Raw genomic sequence first — 2,142 nt, 5'->3', positions numbered from 1 at the left:
CGCGGTGGGCATCGCGACCGCGAACGGCACCCTCGACCCGGCGCACGGCGACCCGCACCGCCGACGCGTCCTGGGAGTGCTCGCGAACTTCTCGCGGGGGAAGATGCGCGAACGCCGCAAGGACGACGCCGAAATCGTCGTCCACGCGCCCGAGAGCGGCGAGCACGTCACCGTGACCGTCGCCGACACCGACTACCGATACGCGGAGTTCGTCGGTAGCGGCGCGGGAGCGAGCACGCCGGCCAATCGCGGGGCGACAGTCGACCCCGCGGAGGTGTCACTGTGAGCACTGCTGGCGTGCGCGACGCCGTCAGCGTCCCGGATAACCTGCCGGGGAGCCCGCAACACCTCGCGGCCGGCGTCTGCGTGGCCGTCGTCGTGGCGTCGTACCTCGCGGTGCTGTACGACGTCGTCACGGTCGTCGGTGACAAGTGGCTGTTCGTCGCCGTCGTCGCGGCCGCTGTGGCGCTCGCGGGAGTGCTGCGCGCGCTCCCCGGCAAGTACGCCGTCGGTCTCTCCGCGGCGCTGCTGACCAGCGGCCTCGCGGCGTACCTGTTCACCGTGCCGCCGGCGTACTTCGACGCGATGACGCCGATGCGGTTCGTGATGGACACGGTCGCGCTGCTCACCGGGTACTCGGTGCTCCGCATCCCCGAGGCGGGAACGTGGGCGGTCGCGGTCGCGCCCGCGCCGACGTTCCTGGCGGCGTACTTCGCGTTCCGCCGGCAGTACGCGCGAGCGACCGGCATCGCAGCAGTCGCGCTCGGCTTCTTCGTGTTGACCGGCGACAGCACGACGACGACGCTCGTCGGCGTGCTGGCGGCCGCGGGCGCCATCGGCTTCGGAACGCTCGCCGACCACGCCGCGGGCACGCGACAAGCGCAGGTGCTCGCCGTCGTGCTCGCAGCGATGATCGTCGGGTCAGCGACGGTGACGGCAGTTCCGGGCGGCGCGTCGCCGCTCGTCCCGGCGTCCTCGACGACGACCGCCGGCAGCCTCGTGAGCGCGGGCGGCTACGTCGGCGTCGGCGGCAGCCTCCGACTCGAGCCGAAAGTCCAGTTCGTCGCGAACTCGGACCGCGCGACGTACTACCGGGCGGGCGTCTACGACCGCTACACCGGGGACGGCTGGGTCCAGACCGGCGACGTCGGGTCGCTGGAGAATCCGCCGCCGACCGGCGAGTACGTCGACCAGCGCATCACCGCCGAACGCACGCTGGACGTGCTGCCGTCCGCGGCCGTCCCCCAGCGGATTCGCGGCGTCGACGCCGACATCAGCGACGGCGGCCTGCTGGAGAACGGGCCGACCCTCTACGCGGGGGACACCTACGAGGTGCGGAGCCGACTCCCGGTGAACGACCGCGCGGACCTCGCAGACGAGACCGGCCGCGCACCCGAGCGCATCAGGGACACGTACCTCCAGTTGCCGGGCTCCACCAGCGAGCGCGTCGTCGACCTCGCGGAGTCGCTGACCAGCGACGCGGACTCGAACTTCGAGAAGGCGCGCGCGGTCGAGCAGTGGCTCGAAGCGAACAAGGCGTACTCCCTGGACGCGCCCAAGCCGGACGGCGACCTCGTCAACGAGTTCGTGCTCGGGGACATCCCCGGCTACTGCACGTACTACGCGAGCGCGATGGCAGTGATGTTGCGCTCACAGGACGTCCCCGCGCGGTACGTCACCGGCTACACGCCGGGCCAGCGCGTCAGCGAGGACAAGTGGGTCGTCCGCGGCCTCGACTCGCACGCGTGGGTGGAAGTGTACGTCCCCGACCAGGGCTGGGTCCAGTTCGACCCGACGCCCCCGGTCGACCGGTCGTCCGCCGAGGAGGAACGGATCAGCGAAGCCCGGGAGGAGGGCGTGGAGGGCGTCGACGCCGCGGGCAGTGAGAACGGCACGTGGACGGCGCCGCGGACCCAGCCAGGAGAGTTCGACGACCTCCCGGACGCGGAGGTCGGCCCCGAGGGCGACGAGAACGTCATCGACGCGCCGCGGCAGACGTCGTCCAACGGGTCGAACATCGCCAACATCACCGCGCCGCGCCTCGAACAGGCGGACAGCGGCGGCAGCGATGGCGCGAGCAGCCCGTCGATACCGCCGCTGCAGACGCTGGCCATCTGGGCGGTCCTCCTGGTCGGCGCGACC

At 72.1% G+C, this 2,142-nt stretch carries 2 protein-coding genes; both read left to right on the top strand.

Annotated features, from left to right (window positions below):
* The coding region (locus tag GRX66_RS18465; RefSeq protein ID WP_159527783.1) for a hypothetical protein at positions 1-286 on the top strand (286 nt) is incomplete at its 5' end.
* Positions 283-2,142 (top strand): transglutaminase family protein (locus tag GRX66_RS18460; RefSeq protein ID WP_159527782.1); only part of this gene is annotated, 1,860 nt, incomplete at its 3' end. The genes GRX66_RS18465 and GRX66_RS18460, both read left to right, overlap by 4 nt.

Origin of the sequence: Halobacterium bonnevillei, assembly GCF_009831555.1 — an archaeon.
GTDB lineage: Archaea > Halobacteriota > Halobacteria > Halobacteriales > Halobacteriaceae > Halobacterium > Halobacterium bonnevillei.
This window is presented reverse-complemented; position numbering and strand designations above follow the sequence as displayed.